General features: G+C 38.7%; 18 protein-coding genes. 13 read left to right on the top strand and 5 right to left on the bottom strand.

The features are described 5' to 3' along the window. Positions 1–75: 75 nt before the first annotated feature. The 7 genes from groL to sufU all read left to right on the top strand — a co-directional run bounded on the left by groL (position 76) and on the right by sufU (position 8,448). Entirely contained in the window at positions 76–1,704 is a 1,629-nt protein-coding gene (gene groL / locus MXE28_RS02870; RefSeq protein ID WP_021841816.1) for a chaperonin GroEL, read from the top strand. 175 nt (positions 1,705–1,879) lie between these two features. Beyond that, positions 1,880–3,133 carry a diaminopimelate decarboxylase gene (locus MXE28_RS02865; RefSeq protein ID WP_247239778.1) on the top strand — a complete coding sequence of 418 codons (1,254 nt, stop codon included), beginning with the start codon at positions 1,880–1,882 and terminating at the stop codon, positions 3,131–3,133. A gap of 369 nt (positions 3,134–3,502) precedes the next feature. Further along, positions 3,503–4,246, top strand: a complete 744-nt coding sequence (gene sufC / locus MXE28_RS02860) for a Fe-S cluster assembly ATPase SufC (RefSeq protein WP_226974563.1) — start codon at positions 3,503–3,505, stop codon at positions 4,244–4,246. A 9-nt stretch (positions 4,247–4,255) separates the two neighbouring features. Beyond that, positions 4,256–5,665, top strand: a complete 1,410-nt coding sequence (gene sufB, locus MXE28_RS02855) for a Fe-S cluster assembly protein SufB (protein WP_021841818.1) — start codon at positions 4,256–4,258, stop codon at positions 5,663–5,665. Between the two features lie 9 nt (positions 5,666–5,674). Beyond that, positions 5,675–6,724, top strand: coding sequence for a SufD family Fe-S cluster assembly protein (locus tag MXE28_RS02850; protein WP_021841819.1), 1,050 nt, complete (start codon positions 5,675–5,677; stop codon positions 6,722–6,724). A 22-nt stretch (positions 6,725–6,746) separates the two neighbouring features. After that, on the top strand, positions 6,747–7,976 hold the full coding sequence (locus MXE28_RS02845) for a SufS family cysteine desulfurase (RefSeq protein ID WP_247239777.1): 1,230 nt from the start codon (positions 6,747–6,749) through the stop codon (positions 7,974–7,976). 37 nt (positions 7,977–8,013) lie between these two features. Beyond that, entirely contained in the window at positions 8,014–8,448 is a 435-nt protein-coding gene (gene sufU / locus MXE28_RS02840; RefSeq protein WP_156705017.1) for a Fe-S cluster assembly sulfur transfer protein SufU, read from the top strand. Between the two features lie 131 nt (positions 8,449–8,579). Here sufU and MXE28_RS02835 read toward each other — a convergent pair whose 3' ends face one another. Next, positions 8,580–8,831, bottom strand: a complete 252-nt coding sequence (locus MXE28_RS02835) for a (2Fe-2S)-binding protein (protein WP_247239776.1) — start codon at positions 8,829–8,831, stop codon at positions 8,580–8,582. A gap of 164 nt (positions 8,832–8,995) precedes the next feature. Between MXE28_RS02835 and MXE28_RS02830 the strand changes: the two genes are divergently transcribed. Then, positions 8,996–9,673, top strand: a complete 678-nt coding sequence (locus MXE28_RS02830; protein WP_021841823.1) for an HAD hydrolase-like protein — start codon at positions 8,996–8,998, stop codon at positions 9,671–9,673. A gap of 144 nt (positions 9,674–9,817) precedes the next feature. Here the strand turns inward: MXE28_RS02830 and MXE28_RS02825 are convergent, their stop codons facing one another. Then, positions 9,818–10,330, bottom strand: coding sequence for an S-adenosylmethionine decarboxylase (locus MXE28_RS02825; protein WP_021841824.1), 513 nt, complete (start codon positions 10,328–10,330; stop codon positions 9,818–9,820). Between the two features lie 542 nt (positions 10,331–10,872). Here MXE28_RS02825 and MXE28_RS02820 point away from each other — a divergent pair. From MXE28_RS02820 to MXE28_RS02800, 5 genes are all read left to right on the top strand, one after another. After that, positions 10,873–13,692: an FAD-binding and (Fe-S)-binding domain-containing protein gene (locus MXE28_RS02820; RefSeq protein ID WP_156705020.1), complete on the top strand. Its 2,820-nt coding sequence runs from the start codon at positions 10,873–10,875 to the stop codon at positions 13,690–13,692. A gap of 219 nt (positions 13,693–13,911) precedes the next feature. Then, positions 13,912–15,024: an ABC transporter substrate-binding protein gene (locus MXE28_RS02815; RefSeq protein ID WP_226974384.1), complete on the top strand. Its 1,113-nt coding sequence runs from the start codon at positions 13,912–13,914 to the stop codon at positions 15,022–15,024. A gap of 11 nt (positions 15,025–15,035) precedes the next feature. Then, on the top strand, positions 15,036–16,043 hold the full coding sequence (locus MXE28_RS02810; protein WP_247239775.1) for an iron ABC transporter permease: 1,008 nt from the start codon (positions 15,036–15,038) through the stop codon (positions 16,041–16,043). 1 nt (position 16,044) lies between these two features. Continuing rightward, positions 16,045–16,884, top strand: coding sequence for an ABC transporter ATP-binding protein (locus MXE28_RS02805; RefSeq protein WP_156705024.1), 840 nt, complete (start codon positions 16,045–16,047; stop codon positions 16,882–16,884). Positions 16,885–17,065: 181 nt separating this feature from the next. Then, positions 17,066–18,067 carry a site-specific integrase gene (locus MXE28_RS02800; RefSeq protein ID WP_021841826.1) on the top strand — a complete coding sequence of 334 codons (1,002 nt, stop codon included), beginning with the start codon at positions 17,066–17,068 and terminating at the stop codon, positions 18,065–18,067. A gap of 183 nt (positions 18,068–18,250) precedes the next feature. On the opposite strand, the gene MXE28_RS02795 is transcribed toward MXE28_RS02800, so the two are convergent. The 3 genes from MXE28_RS02795 to MXE28_RS02785 all read right to left on the bottom strand — a co-directional run. Beyond that, a complete protein-coding gene (locus tag MXE28_RS02795; protein WP_021841828.1) occupies positions 18,251–18,445 on the bottom strand; it encodes a Fic family protein in 195 nt (64 codons plus the stop codon). Beyond that, the gene (locus tag MXE28_RS02790) at positions 18,432–18,698 is read right to left on the bottom strand and encodes a type II toxin-antitoxin system Phd/YefM family antitoxin (protein ID WP_021841829.1); all 267 of its coding nucleotides are present in this window, start codon (positions 18,696–18,698) and stop codon (positions 18,432–18,434) included. The genes MXE28_RS02795 and MXE28_RS02790 overlap by 14 nt, the downstream gene beginning before the upstream one ends. Before the next feature lie 193 nt (positions 18,699–18,891). Then, on the bottom strand, positions 18,892–19,112 hold a 221-nt coding region (locus MXE28_RS02785), incomplete at its 5' end, for an IS3 family transposase (RefSeq protein WP_226974218.1).

Here is a 19,112-nt window from a genome sequence, read left to right as displayed (position 1 = left end):
TCTATAATAACAACGATTCTCTAATTTATATATTCAATGAGATCTGCCGCAAGGCAGTATCAGGAGGTAATAGACATGGCAAAAGAAATTCTTTTTAATGAAGATGCTCGCCGCGCTTTAGGCCGTGGTGTTGACGCATTGGCAAATGCAGTAAAAGTTACGTTGGGACCTAAAGGCCGTAACGTAGTATTAGATAAAAAATTCGGTGCTCCTACAATCACTAACGATGGTGTAACCATTGCTCGTGATATCGAATTATCCGATCCATTCGAAAACATGGGTGCTCAGCTCGTTAAAGAAGTAGCAACCAAAACTAACGACGTAGCCGGTGACGGTACTACAACAGCTACTGTATTGGCTCAGGCTATGATTCAAGAAGGTATGCGTAACGTAGCAGCCGGTGCTAACCCAATGATTTTGAAAAAAGGCATTGAATTAGCTGTTAAAACTTTAGTAGAAGAAATCAAAAAGAAATCTATTAAGGTTAACGGTAAAGAAGATATTGCTCAAGTAGCTTCCGTATCTGCCGGTGACACTGAAATCGGTGGTCTTATTGCTGAAGCTATGGAAAAAGTTGGTAACGACGGCGTTATCACTGTTGAAGAGTCCAAAGGCTTACAGACAGACCTTTCCGTAGTAGAAGGTATGCAATTTGACCGCGGTTACATTTCTCCTTACATGGTAACCGACCCTGACAAAATGGAAGCCGTTATGAACGACCCTTACATTTTGATCACTGACCGCAAAATCAGCGCTATTGCCGATATGTTGCCAACCCTTGAAAAAGTGGTAAAACAAGGTAAAGAATTACTCATCATCGCTGAAGATCTTGATGGTGAAGCATTGGCTACTTTGGTAGTTAATAAATTGCGTGGTACTTTCAAAGCCGTTGCTGTTAAAGCGCCTGGTTTTGGTGACCGTCGTAAAGCAATGCTCGAAGATATCGCTATCTTAACCGGTGGTACCGTAATTACTGAAGATATGGGCCGCAAATTAGACAGCGTTGAATTGGAAGACCTCGGTACAGCTCGTCAAGTACGCGTAAGCAAAGACGAAACTGTTATTATCGACGGTGCCGGCGACAACGAAGCTATTAAACAGCGTGTTGCTCAGATTAAAAACCAAGTGGAAGAAACTACTTCCGAATTCGATAAAGAAAAACTTCAAGAACGTTTGGCTAAATTGTCCGGCGGCGTAGCTGTTATCGAAGTTGGTGCTGCTACCGAAGTTGAATTGAAAGACAAAAAACTCCGCATCGAAGATGCTTTGAACGCTACTCGTGCAGCTGTTGAAGAAGGCATCGTAGCCGGTGGCGGTACTACCCTTATCGATATCTTACCTGCTCTTGAAACGTTGAAAGAAGAAGGCGATGTTCAGACCGGTATTAACCTTGTAAAACGTGCTGTTGAAGAACCTCTTCGTCAGATTGCTTACAACGCAGGTTTAGAAGGTTCCGTAGTTGTTGAACGCGTTAAAAATACTGACGCCGGTGTTGGTTTCAACGCTTTGACTGAAGAATATGTTGATATGGTTAAAGCCGGTATCGTTGACCCAGCTAAAGTAACTCGTTCCGCTCTTCAGAATGCAGCTTCCATCGCTTCCTTGGTATTGACTACTGAAAGCATCGTAGCTGATAAAGTAGAAGAAAATGCTCCGGTAGCACCTGCTATGCCTCCAATGGGCGGCATGGGCGGCATGATGTAATAAATCATAAGCTATAGCTGATGTTAATATAATATTAAAGGATGGCAACTGAGTTTTGGCTTAGTTGCCATTTTTTTACACCCTTTTTTCTATAGAATTGACTACAACCTATAAAATTAAGTATAATCTTACATAGAAGTTATTCAAAATGTATTAATATTGAGGAGAGAGATAGATGAATGAAAAAACATTGCCCGTGTCGGAAGCGCGTTTAGAAGAGATTATAGCGGAGTATCCCACGCCGTTTCATATCTACGATGCAAAAGGGATTGTAGACAATATTCGCCGTTTTATTAAAGCTTTCAGCTGGGCGAAAGATTTTAAAGAATACTTTGCCGTAAAAGCAACACCGAATCCTTATATCATGCGCTTATTGCAAAAAGAAGGGGTAGGTGCAGACTGTTCCTCTTTGGCTGAACTTATTTTGTGTGAAAAAGTCGGTATCACGGGGGACGATATCATTTTTTCATCCAACGACACACCATATGAAGAATATGCCAAAGCCATGGAAATGGGCGCCATTATCAATCTTGATGACATTACTCATGTGGCCTATTTGGAAAAACACGGCGAATTGCCGAGCCGTTTGGCCTTCCGTTATAACCCGGGGCCGTTAAAACACGGCGGTAATACGATTATCGGCTTGCCGGAAGAAGCGAAATACGGTATGACCGGCGATCAGATTATTGAAGCTATTAATTACTGTAAAACTCGCGGTGTTAACCGTTTCGGCTTGCATACCATGGTTGTGTCCAATGAGCTTGATATTACAGGACTCATCGGCACGGCTGAATTGATGTTTGATTTAGCCCTTCGTGTGAAAAAAGAAACGGGCATCGAAGTTGACTTCATCGATTTTGGTGGCGGTATCGGCGTGGCCTATCGTCCGGAAGAAACGCCGGTGGATTATGATGCCTTAAGTGCCGGTATCAAAGAAGCCTATGAAACTATGATTATCGATAACGGCCACAGCCCGATTTCATTGGCCTTTGAATGTGGTCGTATGGTAACCGGCCCTTACGGTTACTTGGTAGCCACCGCGATTCATCGCAAAGATATTTACAAGCACTACATCGGTCTCGATGCTTGTATGGCCAATTTGATGCGTCCTGCTTTATATGGTTCTTATCACCATATTACGGTAGTGGGTAAGGAGAATGCGCCACTTGATCATGTATATGATGTAACCGGTTCGCTTTGTGAAAATAATGACAAATTTGCCATTGACCGTAAATTGCCGAAGATTGATATGGGTGACCGCATTGTTATTCATGATGCCGGTGCACACGGTCATTCCATGGGCTTTAACTACAACGGTAAATTGCGTTCCGCGGAATTACTCCTTAATGAAGACGGCAGCGTAACCCAAATCCGTCGAGCCGAAACCTTAGATGATTTATTTGCAACATTGGATTTCAGTGATTTATAGTAAAATTTCTATCTTTTTACTGTAAACTGTGATATAATTAATTAGTATTGAAACAGTGTGAGTCTGATTTTTCAAATGTTAAAAAATCTAATAAGAGTCATATTTTTTCATAATATTTAAAATATTCAATAATTATAAACAAATTCATAGTATTTTAGTAGAAATTAACTTGCGCAGTAAACAGTTAGATTGTATAATGTTTATTAGGAATAGATGTTGTAAGAATTGCTGTTTACCGAAGTGGTAGAATAATTTTGCTGATAAGGCGGTGTTTCACTTTGGTGGGATACCGCTTTTTTTATAACATTTAGCAATTAAGCTATTTATGACTTAACTATATAATTAATTTATAAAAGGAGTGACTGTACAGTGTCAGAATTACTTCGCGTAGAAAATCTACACGTGTCCATAGAGGGCAAAGAAATCCTAAAAGGTATCGACTTAACAATTAATAAAGGTGAAATTCATGTAGTAATGGGTACTAACGGTGCCGGTAAATCCACATTGGCCAATGCTATCATGGGTAACCCTGTATATGAAGTAACCGAAGGGACTATTACCTTTGACGGTGAAGACATTACCGACGAAGCCGTTAACGATCGTGCTAAAGCCGGTATTTTTATGTCCTTCCAGAACCCGATTGCCATTCCGGGGATTACGGTAGAAAATTTCATTCGTACCGCAAAAGCAACTGTAACCGGTGAAAACGTACGTGCTTTGGCTTTCAAAAAAGAATTGAAAACTAAAATGGATGAATTATCTTTTGACGCATCCTATGCACAGCGTTATGTAAACGAAGGTTTCAGTGGCGGCGAACGCAAGAAGAACGAAATTTTACAAATGTCCGTATTGAACCCTAAATTGGCTATGCTCGATGAAACTGACTCCGGTCTTGACGTTGACGCCGTTCGTATCGTATCCGACGGTGTAGATCGTTTCCATACGAAAGATAATGCTGTACTTATCATTACTCACCACAACTCCATTTTACAGAAATTAAAACCTGATTTCGTACACGTATTAATTGATGGCCGTATTGTAAAAACAGGCGACGCATCGTTAGTGGCTGAAATCGAAAGCAAAGGCTATGATGCTTACAAAGCGTTAGTTTAGGAGGCACTCATGGAAACTAGAAAGAAAACATATGTGGAGGATATGGACCGTGGCGTCTACGATATAAAGAATGAATTCGAATATTCTTATAAATCTGATGCCGGCTTAACGGAAGATATTATCCGCGAAATATGGGAAAATAAAAACGAACCTGAATGGATGCTTGATTTCCGTTTGAAATCTTTGCGCATTTATAATGAATTGGATATTCCAAACTGGATTCCGGATATTAGCGGTCTTGATATGGCTAATATTGTTACCTATGTTAAACCGAAAGTTGACATGAAAGGTGACTGGAACGAAGTTCCGGAAGATATTAAGAGCACATTTGACCGTTTGGGGATTCCGGAAGCGGAAAAAACGTCCCTCGCCGGTGTAGGTGCTCAGTATGACTCCGAAGTTGTATATCACAGCATTCAGGAAGATCTTGTAAAACAAGGCGTAATTTATACTGATATTGAAACAGCGCTTCATGAATACGAAGACATTGTTAAACAATACTTTATGACCTTGGTGCCACCAACCGACCATAAATTTGCCGCCTTGCACGGCGCTGTATGGTCCGGCGGTTCCTTCGTATATGTACCGAAGGGTGTACAAGTAGATATTCCGCTTCAGTCCTATTTCCGTTTGAACGCACCGGGCGCCGGTCAGTTCGAACACACTTTGATTATCATTGAAGAAGGGGCTAAAGCACACTTTATTGAAGGTTGCTCCGCACCTAAATACAATGTAGCCAACTTACATGCCGGTTGTGTTGAATTATTTGTTAAAGATAATGCGACACTTCGTTATTCCACCATTGAAAACTGGTCTAAAAACATGTACAACTTGAATACAAAACGTTGTACCGTTGGCAAAAACGGCACCATTGAATGGGTATCCGGATCCTTCGGTTCCAAGGTATCCTGCTTATATCCAATGAGTATTTTGGCCGGTGAAGGCGCTCATTGTGAATTTACCGGTGTAACTTTTGCCGGTGAAGGTCAGTACTTGGATACCGGTGCTAAAGTTGTGCATGTAGCACCTCATACTACCTCCAATATTAACTCCAAATCTATCTCCAAGAGCGGCGGCGCTGCTATTTACCGCGGTGTATTGAACATCGGTAAAAAAGCAGAACACGCGAAAGCAACCGTTTCTTGTGAATCTTTGATGTTGGATGAAATTTCTCAGTCTGATACAATTCCTTCCATTTCTATCGAAAACGACAATGTGGACTTGGGTCATGAAGCTAAAATCGGTCGTATTTCCGACGAAGCTATTTTCTACTTGATGACTCGCGGTATCAGTGAAGAAGAAGCACGCGCCATGTTGGTACGTGGTTTCGTTGAACCGATTTCCAAAGAATTACCGTTGGAATATGCCGTAGAAATGAATAATTTGATTTCCTTAGAGCTTGAAGGCTCTATCGGTTAGGAGGTACAGATGAGTAACGTATTATTTAATGAGCTCCCAAGACCTACTTTCCGGTGGTTACAAGTAAATCATACTGAAGGTACGGTTGCCGGTGGCGATACAGCTGCAGCAGTTACGGTCAGCGCCAATGAAGGGGTTGTAACCGAGCTTACTGCTAAAGCCTTGTTAAAAGCTGATTTTGAAGGAGCGGAAGCCACTTCTTTAAAAGCGGTTACCGATGATTTTACTAAAGGCATGGCTATTACAGTGCCGGCCGGCGGTAAAGAAAAAGTAATTATTACGATTGATGCCGAAGGTAAAAGCGTAGGCGACAGAACTCGTTTGGCTATCGACGTGGCTAAAGATGCTTCTTTAGAAGTATTATATGTAGTTAAAGGGGAAGCCGAAACCGGTGGTTTAAACCTTTTAACCGAAGTAAAAGCAGCTGAAAATGCTAACGTAGTTTTCAAAAAAGTACAGCTTCTCAGTGAAGGGGTACAGCAGATTGAACATCGTTACAGTCAATTAGCGGCGAACAGCAAAGTAGAATACTTGAACGTAGAATTGGGCAGCGGCGAAAGCTTCTTGCACTATACGCAAGATCTTGTAGGTGAAGAAGCTCACATTGTTCATGATTTAGCTTACTTGGGCGACAATAACCAGAAATTCGATATTTCCATGCTTATGTCCCATGTAGCACCTAAATCCGTCAGCGATATTCATGTGCTCGGTGCGTTGGGCGATAATGCAAAAAAATCATTCCGCGGTACCTTGGATTTCATTCGCGGCAGTATTGCTTCCGAAGGTGCGGAAGAAGATACTTGTGTATTACTTGATCCGACTGTTAAATCCGTATCCTTACCGTTATTGCTCTGTAAAGAAGACAATGTAGTAGGTAACCATGCGGCCAGCGCCGGTCAGCTCGATAAAACTAAATTATTCTACTTGATGAGTCGTGGTTTCAGCGAAGATGAAGCTAAACATATTATTGTAGAATCCATGTTGCGACCTGTTATTGATCGACTTAATGATGAAGAATTAGAAGAGATTGTATTGCAAGCCGTACGGGCCAAAATTTAATTGAAGAATAAGAGGGTGTATTATGAAGTCGATTGCAGAAGCTTATAAAGATTTTCCTATATTGCAAAGGGAACATAAGGGTCATCGCTTGGTGTATTTAGACAGTGGCGCTACGACTCAGGTTCCGGAATATGTAATTAATGCATTGGAAACTCATTTAAAGAATCATAACGGTAATCCGCATCGCGGAGCTCACATCTTGGCTGTGGAAGCATCAGAAGCGTATGAAACGGCTCGTGACACGGTGCAGCAATTTATCAATGCCAAATACCGTGAAGAAATCGTATTGACACGTAATACTACGGAAAGTCTCAATTTAATTGCTTTCAGCTATGGTATGCATAATGTAAAGAAAGGCGACAAAATCGTAATTACCGTTGCCGAACACCATGCCAACTTGGTAACCTGGCAGCGTGTAGCCGAAACTACGGGCGCTACTTTGGAATATATGTATCTTGATGAAAGTGGTCATCTTAAAGATGGTGAAATGGATAAAATTGACAGCCATACTAAGATTGTAGCCTTTGCTCATGTAAGCAACGTACTCGGTATGGAGTTTCCGGTAGCCGAATTGACTAAACGTGCTCATGATGTAGGCGCCGTAGTTATTCTTGACGGGGCTCAATCGGCACCTCATAAAAAGATTGATGTACAGGCCTTGGATTGCGATTTCTTCGTTTTTTCCGGCCATAAAATGTGTGCGTCCCAAGGTATCGGTGTCATGTACGGTAAACGTCATTTATTAGAAGCAATGCCACCGTTCTTATTGGGTGGTGACATGATTGAGTATGTGCAAGAACAGAGCACTACCTACAATGAAGTGCCGTATAAATTTGAAGCCGGTACGCCGAATGCACATGGTGCCGTAACATTGAAGGCAGCCATCGAATACTTGGAACAGTTTGGTATGGACAATATCAATGCCTATGAAAAAGAGTTGGTAGCCTATGTATTGCCTAAACTTGTGGCCATTCCGCATGTTCGTGTATTGGGTTCCGAAGATCCTAAAGAAAAGCATGGCGTTATTGCTTTCACTATTGATGATGTACATCCTCATGATGTGGCTACAATTTTGGACAGCTACGGCGTTTGCATTCGTTCCGGCCATCATTGTGCACAACCGCTTGGCGCGTACTACAAAGTACCGGCCTCGAACCGTATGAGCATGTACGTCTACACTCGTAAAGAAGATCTTGATATCTTCTTGGACGCTGTTAAAAAAGTAAGACCTACCATGGGCTTTGAAGATTAAACACAGGTTACAGTAAACATAGAAGGAGTTCCTTAGTATGGAGATGGATCAGTTATATACTGAGTTAATTTTAGAACATAATCAGGATAGACGTAATAAGCGCTTATTGGATACGTTTACCGTATCTGAACATGGTCATAATCCAAGTTGTGGTGATGACTTGACGTTGCAGGTCGATGTAGAAGATGGTATCGTAAAAGATGCAGCTTATACCGGTTCCGGTTGTGCCATCAGCCAAGCATCCGCTTCCATGATGATTGATATCATCAAAGGGAAGAGCGTTGAAGAAGCATTTCGCTTAGTCGATCTTTTCCTTGGCATGATTAAAAAGGAAGTAACGGATGAAGCTGAATTGGAAGAGTTGGAAGATGCCATGGCACTTCAAAATATTTCCAATATGCCGGCTCGTGTAAAATGTGCCGTATTGGCATGGCATACGCTTAAAGAAGCATTAAAAAAAGAAGCAAATTAAGCAATGTGTGATTGCTGAGATACAGAAAAGGAGTTAACCTATAACAACCTTGTCGCTATGCGTTAACTCCTTTTTAACAGTCCCCGAAAAGGACTCATATTGAATTATGTGTCTGGGTTTTCGATAATGAATTACTCATCTTTTTTTGCGCCCGGTTTTGGTAATTTGCCCATATCCTGCAACAGCTTAACGATGCGGACACCACAGTGTTTGCCACCGCAGGAACCGGTACCGGCCCCCGTACGTTCTCTGATTTTAGGAATGGTATCACAACCGTCGTTGATAGCTTCTTTTATCGTTTTGCGGGAAATACTGCGACAGGTACAAACTTTGGTATACTTGTCCAAAATACTGTCGGGAACTTTTTGTTCTTCAAAATCCATAACTTTACCTCCTATACTACTCAGTATAGCTTTCTGTACATATACTTATACATAAAATCTGATTCAAAACTCATTAGTTAAATCTATCTGTAACCTTATTGTATCATAGATTGCAAATTCTATGTTAATAAGAATGAAGGAGTTAATAAAGAAAGGAAGAACCTATGATTTGCGTTTTATTCGATTTAGATGGCACGCTTACAGACTCTGCGGAAGGCATTAAAAAATCCGTTGTCTATGCATTGGAAAAGAAAGGGGTACCGGTACCCGGTGATGATATCTTAACACTCTTTATCGGACCGCCTATCGTTGATTCTTTGCGCGAGCATTGCGGCATGAACGATGCGGAAGCAGCGGAAACGTACGGCTATTTTAAAGAACGTTATGAAACTATCGGTAAGTTTGAAAATCGTGTATACGAAGATGTAGAACGCATGTTGGTTACGTTGCGTCAAACGAATACCTATGTGGCGGTAGCAACGGCTAAACCACAGCATTTGGCCAATGAAGTAATCGAACACTTCGGCCTTACCAAATACTTTGAAATTATCAAAGGCGCTGATGCAGCCCGTGGTATCACTCATAAAGATGATGTTTTGAAAGAAGCGTTAGCAGCCATGCAAGAAATTTCTTCCAATCGTACCAAAAAAGATATTACCGGTTGGTATATGGTAGGTGACCGTAAGTATGACATGGAAGCCGCTAAAAAATTAGGCTGTCGTGCGGTAGCGGTGACTTATGGCTATGGTTCGCGCGAAGAGTTGGAAAACTCCGGTGCCGACTATCTATGTGATACACCGTCTGATGTTATCTTAAATATTGCGGTAGATACCTTACTGTAATATATAATTACATAACGAATAAAAGCTATTCTCCTATTATAATGTGATATTTATAATATAGAGAATAGCTTTTTTGTTGCTGATATCTTAATTTTATCGGCTTTCATAGCTTATTAGGTTTTATCTTAGTAAGCCGGTTAGCAGTTAGTCACGAGGTTGGGGATCGCGTTTTTTGGCAATAACGTTAAATACCTTTTTACCGGTGTTTTTTAACTTAGAACCGGTTTGTTTTAGGCTCATACGAGTGCGGGTAACGCGAGCCATAGCAGATAGGGATGTTTTCTTACGCGGTTTCATATCGCGAATAGAGCCGAAGTCGCCTCGGTTGATGCTGGTTGCTTTAACGCGTTCGGCACCAAAAGATTGTTTTAAAACGCGCATGATTAAGGTTGCTTGGAGCGGCAAGTCAAAGGTATAAATATCTACGGCTACATAGCCCATGTCCGGATAGGCATGAACGGCAATGTGGCAATGCGGTGAGACAGCAAATAACACCACTTCGTCATCAAGAACTTGGCAGCTGATTTCATCAATCGGCTGTTGTGCTGCTTCCAAAGCATTGGTCACGCTTTCCTGAATGATTAGCGGGGAATTGACTACGTCTTCCAAACAAGTATATAAATCTATTAATAAATGAGTTCCTATTGCGTTAGACATACTTACACCTTCCTTATTGAGTATCGTCGTATATTAGATAAATTTAATTTCCTTTTCTTTTATTATTTAATCTCTTGTTATACAGATGTGGAACTTAACGCCCGGGATCGTAATATCCTATTTAGTATGAGCGTAAGTACAATTATTTTATGACTTTTATGTATTCTTATATCGTTTTATTATACCTTGAAACAGGGCTAATTGTAAAATGGTAAACGATAAATCAAGTACATTGTGTACAAAATAATAAAAAGAGGGATAAAACACGTCATATTATGAGAATTACTATTAATTAACTTTAAAATGAGTTTTATGAATTATTAACCTGTAAAATTAAAAAATTATTCATTTCGTGGAATCTGAGTTACATTGCGAATTTTGACTTTTCTGTAATTTGTAGGTTTTTACAAGGTCTATTCACATATGAGTATTGGTTATACCTATATGGTTGATTTACATGATAAGTTCGGTATGCTATCCTAAATCTATATGAAGTCGTACAGTAGTGCTGAGTGGCACAATACGATGTGGGAGGTCCTAATATGAGCTTACAGTTGAAGAGAGATTATGACACTTTTGTATTAGAAGCAAAGAAAATTTCACCGGACAGGGTATTCACTGATTTTCTATTGCGTTATGCCTATGGTATTGACGCATCTTGCTACAGCTATTTGCCGAAAGTAGTTGTAAAAGCTAATACGGAAGCAGAAGTAGTGCAATTAGTATTATTGGCCAATCGTTGCGGTACGCCGGTTACATTCCGTGCTGCAGGCAGTTCCTTATCCGGTCAGGCATCTTCTGAAGATGTATTAATTGTTGCCAATGATGGTTTTAAATTTGTACAAGTTCTTGAAAACGGCAATGCCATTCGTTTGGCTTGCGGTGTAATCGGGGCTGATGCGAACGAAGCGTTAAAACCGTACGGCAAGAAAATCGGTCCGGATCCCGCTACCATTACAACAGCATTGGTAGGTGGTATTTTTAACAATAACTCCAGCGGTATGTGTTGCGGCACAGTTGAAAACTCTTATAAAACGGTTCGCTCTATGCGTGCTGTATTGGCAGACGGCACAATTCTAGATACCGGTAATCCGCAAAGTGTTAAAGAGTTCATGGCAACGCACAGCAAATTGATTGATGATGTACTTAATTTGCGCAGTGAAATCATGGCTGACAGTGAATTAGTAGACTTAATTCGTCGTAAATACAAAATTAAGAATACAACCGGTTATGGTATTAACTCCCTAGTTGATTTTGAAGACATTGTAGATATTTTAAACCATATTTTCATCGGCAGTGAAGGGACCCTCGGTTTTGTAAGCGAAGTTGTTTATAATTGTGTAGATGACGCTAAATACAAAGGTTGCGGCCTCTTGTTCTTTGCTAAACTCAACGATGCATCTCGTGCCGTAGTAGCCTTAGCCAATATGTCGCGCGATAAAGTAGTAGCCGCTGAAATGATGGACTACTTAAGTCTTAAGAGCGTACAGCAGTTACCGGAAGTTCCATCCTTCGTACATAATGTACCGGAAGGGACCAGCTGTATTTTATTCCAATCGGAAAGCAATGATGAAGCTACTTTGGATGCTAACTTAGAATACATTAAAGATCAGTTGAAAGACATTCCGACAGTTATTCCAAGCTTATATTCCAAAGATGCTAAGGAATATGATGCATGGTGGGTAATTCGTAAAGGTTTATTACCGATTGCTGCCGGTCTTCGCCGTCCGGGCACTACGGTTATCACCGAAGACGTTTGCTTCAAAATTGAAGACTTCACCGATGGTATCGAAATGATTACGGAATTGTTCAAAAAGTATGATTTCGAAGACAGCGGCATTATCTTCGGTCATGCCTTGAGCGGTAATGTTCACTTTATCATTACACCAAACTTCAATGAACAGCGTGAAATGGATAATTTTGCCGGCCTTGTAAAAGAAATGGCGGAACGCGTAGCCGGTGTAGAAGGTTCCATCAAAGCCGAACATGGTACAGGCCGCATGGTTGCTCCATTTGTTGAATTGGAATGGGGTAAAAAAGCCTATGCCGTTAACCGTCGTATTAAAGAAATTTTTGACCCTCAACGCTTATTAAATCCGGATGTTATGATTACTGATAATCCTGATGTCTACAAAAAGAATTTAAAAGCTATGAGCGATATCGATCCATTATATAACATGTGTATGGAATGCGGTTTCTGTGAACGTAATTGTCCAAGCCGTAACTTAACCTTAACACCTCGTCAACGTATTTCCTTACTTCGTGAAGAACAGCGCTTACTTAAAGAAGGTAATACAGCTATGGCTGAAGAACTTAAAAAAGGCTATGATTACTATGGTGTTGATACCTGTGCTGCTTGTTCCATGTGTTCCATGCTTTGTCCTTTAGGCATCGATACAGCGCAAATTGCTATTTCCATGCGTAAAATCAATCCGAAGGGCCGTGGCATTGCCCATGCTATTTATAACAACTTTAGCAATACCTTAAAAGCCGCTAAAGTAGGGGCTACTTTGGGTGGTGTAGCCGGTAAAGTAGCTACTAAGTCTTTATTGGCAAAAATTTCCGAAGATGCACATCAGATTACCGGTTTAACACCATATGTACCGGAAACAATGCCGAAAGCTAATACGTACAAATTGACAAATAAACGCAATCCGGCTTATCAGAAAAATGTAGTATACTTCAGTACTTGTGCTAATCGTGCATTCCGTCAAAACCAAGGTTATGATGATACTCGCAGCTTACAACAAGTATTTGAAAGCTTGTGCGATAAGGCAGGGTACAATGTAATTTATCCGCCGCATATTGAAAACTTATGCTGTGGCTTAAGTTTTGAAAATTATGAAGAAATCGATAAACAAGCTTTGGCTGATTTGACTGAAGCGCTTACTAAAGCCAGTGAAGGTGGGGTTTATCCGATTGTTATCGACCATTCCGCTTGCTTCAATCATGCATTCAAACATATTAAAGGTTTGAAGATTCTTGATATTTCCGAATTCTTGTACACAATTTTACCAAACTTGAATGTAACAAAATGTAATGAATCTGTTATCGTTCATAAACAGTGTAAGATTAAGACCTTGAATAAAGGCGATTATATTGAAAACTTAGCGCGTGCATGTACCGACAAAGTATTTAATATTAAATCTTTCGCATGTTGCGGTTTTGCCGGTCAAAAAGGTTTCTTCACACCGGAACTTAATAAATCATCTACTAAAGATTTAGCCGAAGAAGTTAAAAACTTAGGTGTAACTTTAGGCGTAAGTTCCAGTTCTACTTGTGAAATCGGTCTCGGCGAAAGCGGCGGTATTCCATTTGTAAGTATTGCATACTTGTTGGATCGTTGTTCTACAAGAAAATAATATACTATTTGTTTTTTAGTTAATTAATAGAATTTAGTAAGACTAGTAAATTAAACGAAAGCAACAATATAAAGATATTACTTCTTTATATTGTTGCTTTTTGTTGTTTATAATTCAACATATGAACAATAGTTATTATTAAAGTATCAAACAAAACGGTACAATAAAAACTAAGGTATTTATTTTTATTTATTGTAGGTTTTTAAGGAGGTTGTTGGTGTGGGGATAGTTCTAAGAAATAAAATTCAATTGGTAATTATTGGCTTATGTATAGCTTTTATTACTCTATTTGTCGTGGGGTGTGGCAATTCGGAATCAAAAGAAGAAAAAGTGCAGACGACAAAGGTAGTTACCGATTTAGTAGGTAATGAAGTTATAATGCCAAAAGATGTGAATAAGATTGCAATTGTGCCTATTCCTTGGGCGACTATAGTTTATGCAGTTGACGGTTCCGGTGATAAAATTGCGGCTATGCATCCATCGGCAAAAAAAGCATATGAAGACAGTATCTTAAAAACGATGGCACCTAATATGGAAAATGCTAACGCTACTTTTGTAGATAATAATTTTAATGTAAATTATGAAGAGTTAGCCAAATTAAAACCAGATGTTGTAGTTATTTGGGATTATCAGCCGGAAGTAGCCAAGAAGTTAAAAGAATTAGGGATTCCATCGGTACAAATTAAATACGGTACTTTGGAAGACATTCAAAAAGGGATGATATTGGTTGGTAATATTATTAATAAGCCTAAAGAAGCAGAGGCATTAGTAAATTACCATATTCAAAGTGCTGATTACTTTAAAGGTAAACAAGAAGCATTAAAAGCACAACCTAAAAAAAAGGTTTTATATTTAAGAGATGAAAAGTTAAATGTAGCGGCCAAAGACTCTGTCAATACACTTATGATAGAAAGTGCCGGTGGTATTAATGTTGCCAAAGATATTTCAGGTCAATGGAAACCAACTACGATGGAACAAATTTTGGCTTGGAATCCTGATGTTATTGTTATTAGTAACTTCTCTAAACTTATGCCGGAAGATTTATATAATAACAAGATAACCGGCCAAGATTGGAGTCAGGTGAAAGCATTACAAACTAAACAAGTATATAAAGCTCCGATGGGGATTTACCGCTGGGATGCTCCTGCAGTAGAAACACCTCTTATGATGCGCTGGTTAGGTAAGGTTTTACAACCGGAGGTTTTTAATGATTACTCCATGTCACAAGAATTAAAATCTTTCTATCATAATTATTTGAAGTATGATTTATCCGAAGAAGAAGTTAACGATATTTTGAAAAGTAATGTAAATCCGGTGATTCCGACACTGTAAGAGGTTGTCTAATGAATATAGTGAACCGTAATTTGTATATTACAGTAATTTGTTTTATTGTCTTTTTTATGGTATTTACATTATCATTATTTGGTGGTCGTTATGTACTAGAACCTCATAAAGTTATATATATTTTATGGGCCGGTTTAACCGGTGAATTGCCTAATAATGTAGATTATTCTGTTATTTGGAATTTGCGTTTGCCTCGTGTTTTGCTAAATTGTCTGGTAGGCATGGGGCTTGCGTTATCCGGTGCCGTATTCCAGGGTATTTTTAGAAATCCGCTAGTAAGTCCTGATGTACTTGGTGTTAGTACAGGTGCTGCATTAGGCGCCTGTTTGGGGATTTTAATGTCTTATAATGAGTATATGACATCGATTATAGCACTAAGTTGTGGTATTTTGAGCGTTTGGCTAACTTATAATTTGTCTAAATTAAGAGGCGAATCGACAACATTAACCTTAGTGTTGGCAGGTATGATTATATCGGCAGTAGGGAGCGCTTTAATATCTCTTATTAAATATGTAGCAGATCCATATGATAAATTACCGGCCATTACATATTGGCTCATGGGAAGTTTTAGCAGTGCTTCTTATCAGAACTTATTGATTATAGGGATGCCCATTATTATTGGTTGCGTAATCTTATTACTTATGCGGTGGCGCATTAATATTTTATCACTTAGTGAAGATGAAATATTGGCATTAGGTGTAAATCCTAAAAAAACCAGAAAGGTAGTAATTGTATTAGCGACTTTTATAACTGCGGCCTGTGTTACGGCAACCGGTGTAATCGGTTGGGTGGGGCTCGTAATTCCTCATATATGTCGTATGATTATAGGTGTTAACCATTCGAAGCTACTGTCTTTAAGTTGTTTAATAGGAGCTACGTTTATGATCTTGGTAGATTTTTTAGCTCGTACGGTAAGTGCTGCAGAAATTCCTATTGGTATTTTAACGGCTTTAGTAGGTGCACCTTTTTTTGCCTTCCTTTTTAAACATTTGAAAGGGGGCTTATAAAATGACGAACCAAGATAATAGAAAAGAGCTTTCTATAGAAAATGATATAGAAATAAAGAACAGAGAAATTCCAATACTTGAAGTAAAACAGGGCTGCTTTAGTTACTTAAATAGTCAACTTGTCTTAAAGGATATTAGCTTTTCATTACAAAAAGGAGAAATACTGACAATACTAGGGCAAAATGGTATCGGTAAAACTACATTGTTAAAATGTATAACAGGTATCATGAAATGGACAAGTGGTAGTAGTTTTATTCTAAACAATGAAGTAACCGGTGACTCAGAAGAAAGTAAATTGATAACATATGTACCACAGGCTAAAAGTTTATCTTTTCCTTATACAGTTGAAGAAGTAGTCATGATGGGCCGTGCTAAACATATTGGTATTTTTGGAACACCGCGAAACATTGATAAGGCGATTGTTAAAAATGCGATGGATCAAGTGGGTATTTACCATTTGAAAGATGCATTATCGACACAGCTTAGTGGTGGTCAATTACAATTAGTGTTTATAGCTAGAGCTTTAGCCGGTGAGCCTAAGATACTCGTATTGGATGAACCGGAATCATATTTAGACTTTAAAAATCAGTCGAAGATATTAAAGTTAATCAATGATTTAGTCATTAAATACAAATTAACTTGTTTAATTAACACACATTATCCTGATCATGCTTTGCGAATTTCTGACAAAACATTATTGCTTGGTCATTTAAAGTATTCTTTTGGCAAAACGCCTGAAATTATTACAGAAGAATCTATGGAAGAATATTTTGGAATTAAAACTAAAATTATATCCCTTAATGTAAATGGTAAAGATATACCTGTTTTTACAGTTATCTAGATATAATAGTTTTATATACAGATTTCTGAAAATAGACGGCTATTGAACTAAATAGAGTGATATGATATAATTACTTCCGATAACGATATATTATCGGAAGTAATTTTTTATATAAAAATAGGCCTAATTCAGCCCTAATCAGTGTTTTAGCCAGTTTTAGGCACTTAAAGGAGTCTTCTATATGCCGTCTAACAAACATTTTTATCTGCGTGACAATGAAATACTCATGGCCAGCAGCAAACTCTCTGATAAAGCTAAATTAAGCATTTTGTCTTCTAAATCAGATAATACTGTTGATGCTTATGAATCCGACTGGGACGATTTCGTCTATTGGTGTGAATCCCGTCATGTCGATTATTTTCCGGCTTCTCCGGAAACTGTCGTTAACTATATTAACGACTTAGCCGATCATGCTAAGGCTAATACTATATCCAGACGTATCAGTGCTATTTCTGAAAATTTTAATGCTGCCGGTTTAGCCGACAATCCTTGTAAGTCTTCTTTGGTGAGTTCCGCCTTGCGTGGTATTCGTCGACTTAAAGGAACGTATCAGCAAGGTAAAACCCCTATCCTTTTAGAAGATTTGGAAGATATCTTTAAGGAAATGGAATCGCTTAATTTACCGGAAATTCAGCTGCTTCGTGATAAAGCAATCCTCTTAATCGGTTTTATGGGTGCTTTTCGTCGCAGTGAAATCAGCGCTTTAATGGTTGAAGACTTAACGTTTTCACCACAAGGGCTCGAAATCTTTGTGCGCTCCTCTAAGGCCGACCAAGAAGGTCAAGGTGCTGTTGTAGCTATCCCTTATATCGAAAACGCCGAATTTTGCGCTGTAAGGGCCGTTAAGGCATGGCTCCGGTATACTGGTATTAAAACCGGTCCAATTTTCAGAGGTTTTACGAAGAAAATGGACATTCGCAAGACGGCTTTGAGTGATAAAAGTATTGCGGAGATTGTAAAAAAATATGTCGAGCTTATCGGATTAGACCCGTCTATGTATGGTGCTCATAGTTTACGCCACGGTTTTGCAACAACGGCAGCGTCCTTTGGCGTTGAAGAACGTAATATTATGAGGCAAACACGTCACCACAGTGTTAATATGGTACGTCGTTATATCAATGAAGCCAATAAATTTGTGGATAATCCGATTAGCACGATATTTAATAGTAGAAGAAAATTATAATTATATAATTTTATGATTTTTAATCCATTTTAACAAATCATCATATGTTCCATTATTTGCTATTTTTAAAGCTATTTCCCATAACTCCTTTTGACTATAATCTAAGTTGATATCATTGATTAATAGTAACAATAGCATACAGTGTATTCCAGTTCGTTTATTACCATCTATAAAAGGATGATTTTAAATAATTCCAAAACCTAAACGAGCAGCCTTTTCTTCTATAGAATTAAAGATATCGATTCCACTGTAAGTGTGATATGGGCTTTGAATTGCAGATTCAAGTAATCTTTTATCTCTAATCCCATTTGTGCCTCCAAATGTATCAATCATTTGTTCATGGATTAATAAAATTTCATCTAAATTAATTTTCTTCATTAGCTAATACCTTATAAGCTTCCTTATTTTTTTGTAATAGTTTTTTAGAAGCTTCGAGTATATCACGATGAGGATTAACATTGTAGTCGGCTGATGATTCCTTAAGTAACATTTGAATTGGAATGATTGCATATTTTGGTTTATTATTTTTTAAAATTATTACAGGTCCGTTTTCATCAACATGTTTAGTTACTTTAGAGAAGTTTTGATTGGCCTCTGTAATAGAAATTAAATTATTTGTATCCGTAATCATTGTAATTCACCTCGTTCTGAAATAGTTGGTTTTTATCTTATAGCTATATTATAACACAAAAATAGGATGAATTTATCCTATTTTGTGTGGAGGATATTAAGTTAACTCGAACAAAAAGAGCCTCCCAGCTGTAGTGACCCCAAAAAGTTAGACTTTTATTTCCGAGAAGCCTGAATAGGTTTCTCGGAATTTTTTATGCTACTGTATTCTTTAAGCGATACTTTACCGGACTTAGCCAATTCAACTTCTCTTTTATTCGTTTTTCATTGTAATAGAGTATATATTGAGTAAGTGCTGTTTCTAATTCCTTGTAGCTATGAAATGTTTTTCCATAATACATTTCTTGCTTCAAAATTGAAAAGAAGTTTTCCATAGGCGAATTGTCATAGCAATTTCCTTTTCTGGACATACTCT

Source organism: Veillonella sp. KGMB01456, from assembly GCF_023051165.1.
Taxonomy (GTDB): Bacteria; Bacillota; Negativicutes; order Veillonellales; family Veillonellaceae; genus Veillonella_A.
Note: the sequence above shows the minus strand (reverse complement) of the source record. Positions and strands in the feature narration are given on the sequence as shown.